This window comes from Nostoc sp. 2RC, from assembly GCF_014222165.1.
Classification (GTDB): Bacteria; Cyanobacteriota; Cyanobacteriia; order Cyanobacteriales; family Nostocaceae; genus Nostoc; species Nostoc linckia.
Genome location: NZ_JACKZU010000463.1, coordinates 1 through 5,807 on the forward strand (window position 1 = coordinate 1; position 5,807 = coordinate 5,807).

The 5,807-nt window shown below is 36.9% G+C and carries 3 protein-coding genes; 2 read left to right on the plus strand and 1 reads right to left on the minus strand.

The window, feature by feature from the left end:
- Positions 1-719 (minus strand): iron-containing redox enzyme family protein (locus tag GNE10_RS31310; protein WP_185569789.1); only part of this gene is annotated, 719 nt, incomplete at its 3' end.
- A gap of 1,499 nt (positions 720-2,218) precedes the next feature.
- Between GNE10_RS31310 and GNE10_RS31315 the strand changes: the two genes are divergently transcribed.
- Positions 2,219-4,267 carry a PAS domain S-box protein gene (locus GNE10_RS31315; protein WP_185569790.1) on the plus strand — a complete coding sequence of 683 codons (2,049 nt, stop codon included), beginning with the start codon at positions 2,219-2,221 and terminating at the stop codon, positions 4,265-4,267.
- Positions 4,268-5,049: 782 nt separating this feature from the next.
- Positions 5,050-5,769: a hypothetical protein gene (locus tag GNE10_RS31320; protein ID WP_185569792.1), complete on the plus strand. Its 720-nt coding sequence runs from the start codon at positions 5,050-5,052 to the stop codon at positions 5,767-5,769.
- Positions 5,770-5,807: the final 38 nt, after the last annotated feature.

Sequence of the window (5,807 nt, forward strand, 5' to 3'; positions counted from 1 at the left end):
GCTAACGCTTCTTTTTCAAGGTTTTCATCCATCCAAGAAAACATATCAGCAATGGATTTAACCATATCTTGAACTCCATCACGAAAGAGTTCAATATCTTTCTCTGACTTGATGTAGAGTTGGGTGACTTGAATCAATTCATCGGTATGTTCTGGATCTAAGTGACAATGGATATGAAAATATTCAATTGTATGGTCATCAATCCCTTTAAAGATTTTGCGAAGTCCTTCGATATATTTGGTGAATATTGCAGGTAGAACTTGCTCTATTGCAGCAAATCTTCCTAAAGAACGCACTATAGGTTCATCATCGCAAAATTCAAATTTCTTAAAGCGTAATGCTGGAATGAGAAATGCTCCATCATTTGCATTCACATCAATTTTAGGACAATCAATACCTTTCATAAAGCGCATAAAAAGTGCTACGTGAGCTAGGTCTGGCTTAAGCTGTCCATGCTCTGTAAATGCATTTTCTAGCATAATGGTTCTAGCATAGTAACTATCCATTTTTGACGCAACTTTCAAAAAAGCCATATTGAATCTATTTGAGCCAGGTAGCATTTTCATCGCAAACTGGCGGATTGCGTCTTGTGAAAACTCTCCTTTAGCAAAACGTTGTACAAAGGGATGCAAAGATAAATCCTGTGCAGTTGTTACTTCTAATAAAATGTGGTGGAGTTGCTTGGATATTTGAGGATCTGAAGAAAGAATTGTGGCCATTTTTTTGTTTAACTGTGGGTTGTTGTTGATGCTGAATTGTCTAATTTGTCGCCAATTAGGAAGAATTAATCACGCAGTTTGCATAGCAAAAAAATGCATATATTTATAACTATGCTTCAGACTTTTATTTGCAAATAATCACAAAAAACTAGAGTCTTGAGACTTTTGGTAAGTATTAATATTGACATCACCGCATCGTAATTGAGCGTAAATCTCCAACTTGATACTTTCCAAAAATCCAAATTTTTGGCTAACTAAACCGTAGTGTTAGTTTAACCGAGCAATTGGCTACGCCTTTAAGTAAGACAATTTCAGTATAAGCTCGGTTTTATTCCTGAATAAAATATTAATATCTATTTTTTTTATACGCAAAAATAAAAACTTATATTGACAAAATCTTTATTTTTTCAAATTATTTATTAATTTTGTATAAAATCATCAGTTAATTTCTGTATTACAACGGGTCACTAAGTCTCAAAATACTCTGAAATTTGCCATAAAATTCAATATATTGAAGAAAGTTTGGATAGTCTGAAAGACCGACGATACAAGGATATAAGATGTAGAATATAAGATTTATTCTTAGTTAAATATACGTGATTTTCTATTTTTCTATTGCCTGGATATAACTTGTGTCAATAATTCACATTGGTGGTTAATTTGTGAGTGCAATCTCAGAGGTGCAGTCATTTTATTGACAAAATACTAATATTTTGGCTTTTAAAGAATAAAAGAGGCAAAATAATTTTATCTTAGGCATATTTACGAGTTTTTATTAAAGATAGCTTGATTTTTTTCCAGTTTTCTCAACTTGTAACTCAAGATAGTTTATGCTGCAATAAGTGAAACACATATTTAACGAACATAACTTGTCGCATATCTAAAGCAATAGATATTTTGGTGTTGGCTGTAGAGAGCCAGTTGCTAAGAGACTGGGTTACACGTTAGCTAAACTCAAGAATTCATTCAACCTACTGGCTCTTATTGACCGTTGAAAGTTAACCCTCAATAGTAAAGAAAAAGGGTATAGGGTGTAGTAAAAATCAGTAAAAGCTTAAATGCAGGAAAAAATTGGGAATTAAAAATGTCAAATGAAAAATTAAATCTGTTTTAGTTATTAATTTTTAATTTTTAGTTATTACGTTTCGGAGGTAGATGTATCAAACAGACGATTCTTCTTTCCCTCTATACGCTACACCCTGCTACCCACAACCTTTTCCTGCTTAACAACACGAGCAATTGTATAATTTCAAACGATAATCGGTTACCTTTGAAGATTTTGGTATTTCCATAATCTAGGTAAACAATGTTTTTAGGTATTAAAATTTAAACAGCAAGGATTGATTATAGCAAGGCAGAAAAAGGAACTGCTCTAATGTAGATTTAGACAACTTTTCTACTCCTGTATCAAGACTTGTAATTGTCTGGCGTAATTACAGCAATAATGTAGAAAAGCAAACCGTCCAATAAAGCAAAACCAAGAATTACAACATGATGTTATGCAACGTCAGCAGATAGATAAGTTGCTACGTCAAGCTCACGAAGATTTAGAAATACGAGTTGAGGAGCGCACCGCTGAGCTTTCCCATGCTAATGCTCTTTTGCAACAGGAAATCCTTGAACGACAAGCTGCGCTCAGGGAACGACAACGTGCTGAAGAAGCATTGCAGCAAAGCGAGAAACTTTATCGTCAGTTAGTTGAGAGTCAAACTGACGTGATTGTGCGGACAGATTTACAAGGAAAACTAACTTTTGCTAACGCAGTTGCTTGTCAAACATTTGGCTTCAAGTTAGATGAGTTACTTGGTCAGTCGTTATACAATTTTTTTCATCCAGATGATTTAGCTCAATCGCTGGAAAACATGGCAAGTTTAGCATCTCCACCATATTGCTTGAGGGTTTATGAGCAACGTGCATTAACAGTTAAAGGAATTCGTTGGTTTCAATGGAATGTGACTGCAATTACAGACGATCGCCAGCAGGTGACTGAAACTCAAGGAGTAGCCAGAGATGTCACTGAACGCAAGCAGGCGGAACAGAAAATCTCTGAACAAGCAGCTTTACTAGATATTGCTACTGACGCAATCTTAGTTCAAGATTTCCTATTTGAAATTTTATTTTGGAATCAAGGCGCAGAGCGTCTCTACGGCTGGCAAGCTTGTGAAGTTATCGGTAAAAATCCTGAAAAACTTTTATATAAAAAAACTTCACCACAGCTAAAAGTAGCTCTCAAAAATGTGATTGAGTTTGGCTCATGGCATGGTGAGTTACATAAAGTTACAAAATCTGGTAAAGAAATTATCACAGAAAGCCGCTGGACACTGATGCGTGATGAAATGGGGCAACCCAAATCCATCCTCACTGTTGACACCGATATTACTGAGAAAAAACAACTCCAAGCTCAATTTCTCCGCGCCCAGCGCTTAGAGAGTCTTGGCACCTTGGCTAGTGGTATTGCCCATGACCTCAACAATATATTGACGCCAATTATGTCCTCTTCTCAAATGTTGGCGCTGAGACTTCCCAATCTCGATCCACGCAATCAGCAATTGCTGAAGCTTTTGGAAGATAACTCTAAACGTGCAGCTGATTTAGTCAAGCAAATTCTGACATTTGCACGCGGAGGATTTGAAGGCAGAGGTGTTTGTTTACAAATTGAATATCTGCTGTTAGAAATTGAACAAATAATTAATAGCACTTTTCCCAAATCCATCAAAATTAGCAAGAATTTACCCAAAGAAAACCTTTGGACAATTTTGGCAGATCCGACTCAAATACACCAGGTATTAATGAACCTGTGCGTCAATGCTCGCGATGCAATGCCCAAGGGAGGCACACTATATATTTGTGCAGAAAATCTTTTCGTCGATGAAAACTTTGTCAGAATGAATTTAGATGCTCGTGTCGGCTCATATGTAGTTATAACCATCAAAGATACTGGAATTGGGATTCCGTCGCTGATTTTAGATCGAATTTTTGAACCTTTTTTTACAACTAAAGAATTAGGCAAAGGTACAGGATTAGGTTTGCCTACTGTGATTGGCATTGTTGAAAAACATGGTGGTTTTGTAAATGTCCAGAGTGAGGTAGGCAAAGGTACTCAATTTCAGGTTTATTTGCCAGCTATCAAAGAAAGAACAACGCAGGAAGTAGATAAATCAGAATTGCTCAATGGTAAAGGAGAGTTGATTCTGATTGTAGATGATGAAACTGCCATTCTGGAAATCACAAAAACTTCCCTAGAAGACCATAACTACAAAACTTTCACGGCTAGTAATGGCATTGAAGCGATTTCATTGTACGCAGAACACAAAAATACGATTAGCGTAGTGTTGATGGATATGATGATGCCATCAATGGATGGGTTAACTACTATCCGCATCTTGCAACAGATGAATAAACAAGTTAAGGTTGTTGCCATCAGTGGTATGACTTCAAACAGTGAGCTTGCAGAAGTTACTGAGGTTGGCGTGAATGTATTCTTGCGTAAGCCCTACACTTTTCATGAATTATTACACGCTATTAACAATGTCTTAAGCAAGCCATAGTTTTGAAATTAGAATTTAAATAGGACTTACGCAACTGGCATATTATTTTTAGTTTGTAGTGTACCCCTGCTCTTAAGCAAGCTACGCGTAGCGTCTCGTAGAGAGGACTTTAGTCCTCAAGATGAGGGCTGAAGCCCTCACTACAAACTAAATATTTTAATTTTTTGTGACACTTGCGTAAGTCCTAAATTTATAAAGTAAATCTTAAGTAGTGGACTGACACAGCTAATTTAGTGCATTAGCAAAAATCAAAAACCTTGTTTTCTATCAAGACCTCAAAAATCTATTGCATCATTTTAGTCGTGTCAGTCCACTACTGACGTGGCAAGGCTAAAATAGTGCATTAGCTTGACCTTGTGGGGTGGGCATCTTGCCATTGGTGTCAAGTTAAAACAAAATCACTTTGGTCAATTAGTAATTATACTGAAAATTAGCCACAACATCGAGTATTAAATTCACTTTTGTACTGACTTTTGAGGGTAAAAATTAATGATGCGTTTAAATAAATATGGCGCGATCGCTAGCCCAAAAATTATGTTTTCTACTCCGATTTTGGCAAGTTTTGAGTAAAATTACTTATTGACAATTACTCCTTAACTTTAAGTTGACACCAATGGCATCTTGCCCGCATCTTGCCCCGACAGGTGAGGATACCTATCCCACAATAAAATTTATTTTCACTTTATGAATAACCTTTCACAAATTATTTGGGATTGCTATGTGCCAATTTGTATAATACACGATATTGCAGCAGGCATCCTTGACTCTGGATTTTCAGGAAAATGCTAAGACTTTATCATTTATTAGTAGGTTTTATTTTGGTGTTATTAATCCCGGTAGGAGTAAAATTTGTTCTGCCACAATTTTCTGGAACCAAAGCCCCACAGTCTCCTGCTGTATCAAAACTTGCCAACCTTGGTGAGGGAAATATCTGGCAGAAAATTCTTGGAAATACTGCTGCTCCGACTAACTGGCAAGTTGCTACTTGTAATGGAAATGCGCCCTTGTTATGTATTTCCTCTAAGGGAAAAGTTTTAGGTACAGTTGAGATTAACGTTTACCCACTAGAAAAGATTCCAGATTTTCAAAAGAAACTTGTAGCTGCGGGTGTTCCAACGAATTCTCAAGTTGACTACCAAAGTTCTCAATATCAAACTCAAGTATTGACAGTACTCAAGGGTTGGGTAGCAGACAAATATGCTGCTTTTACCAAAGATCGTCAAGTTCAATATGGAAGAGACATTATTTTTTCAGACTACCCAACGCAACCAGCACCAGTGGGTAAGCTTCAGGGAATCCGCTATGGGTTTGCTGGACTTAACCAACAAGGTGGAGTACAAGAGCAACATATCGGTTATGTTGCCTTTGACGGGGCTAGACTTTACGTAATTACCACAGCCTTTGATTCGGGTACGCAAACAGGTAAGTTTGAAAAATTAGAAAATTTGGCTATTTTTCAACCTTATTTAGACGCGATCGCCGCAGATTTGCGTTTGCCCTAATGGGCATGGGGCATGGGGCAGAGGGGAAAGGGAAAGGG

Excerpts from the sequence above, each read along its gene's own strand:
- GNE10_RS31320 (WP_185569792.1), top strand. The coding sequence starts at position 5,050 with ATGCTAAGACTTTATCATTTATTAGTAGGTTTTATTTTGGTGTTATTA.
- GNE10_RS31315 (WP_185569790.1), top strand. The coding sequence starts at position 2,219 with ATGCAACGTCAGCAGATAGATAAGTTGCTACGTCAAGCTCACGAAGAT.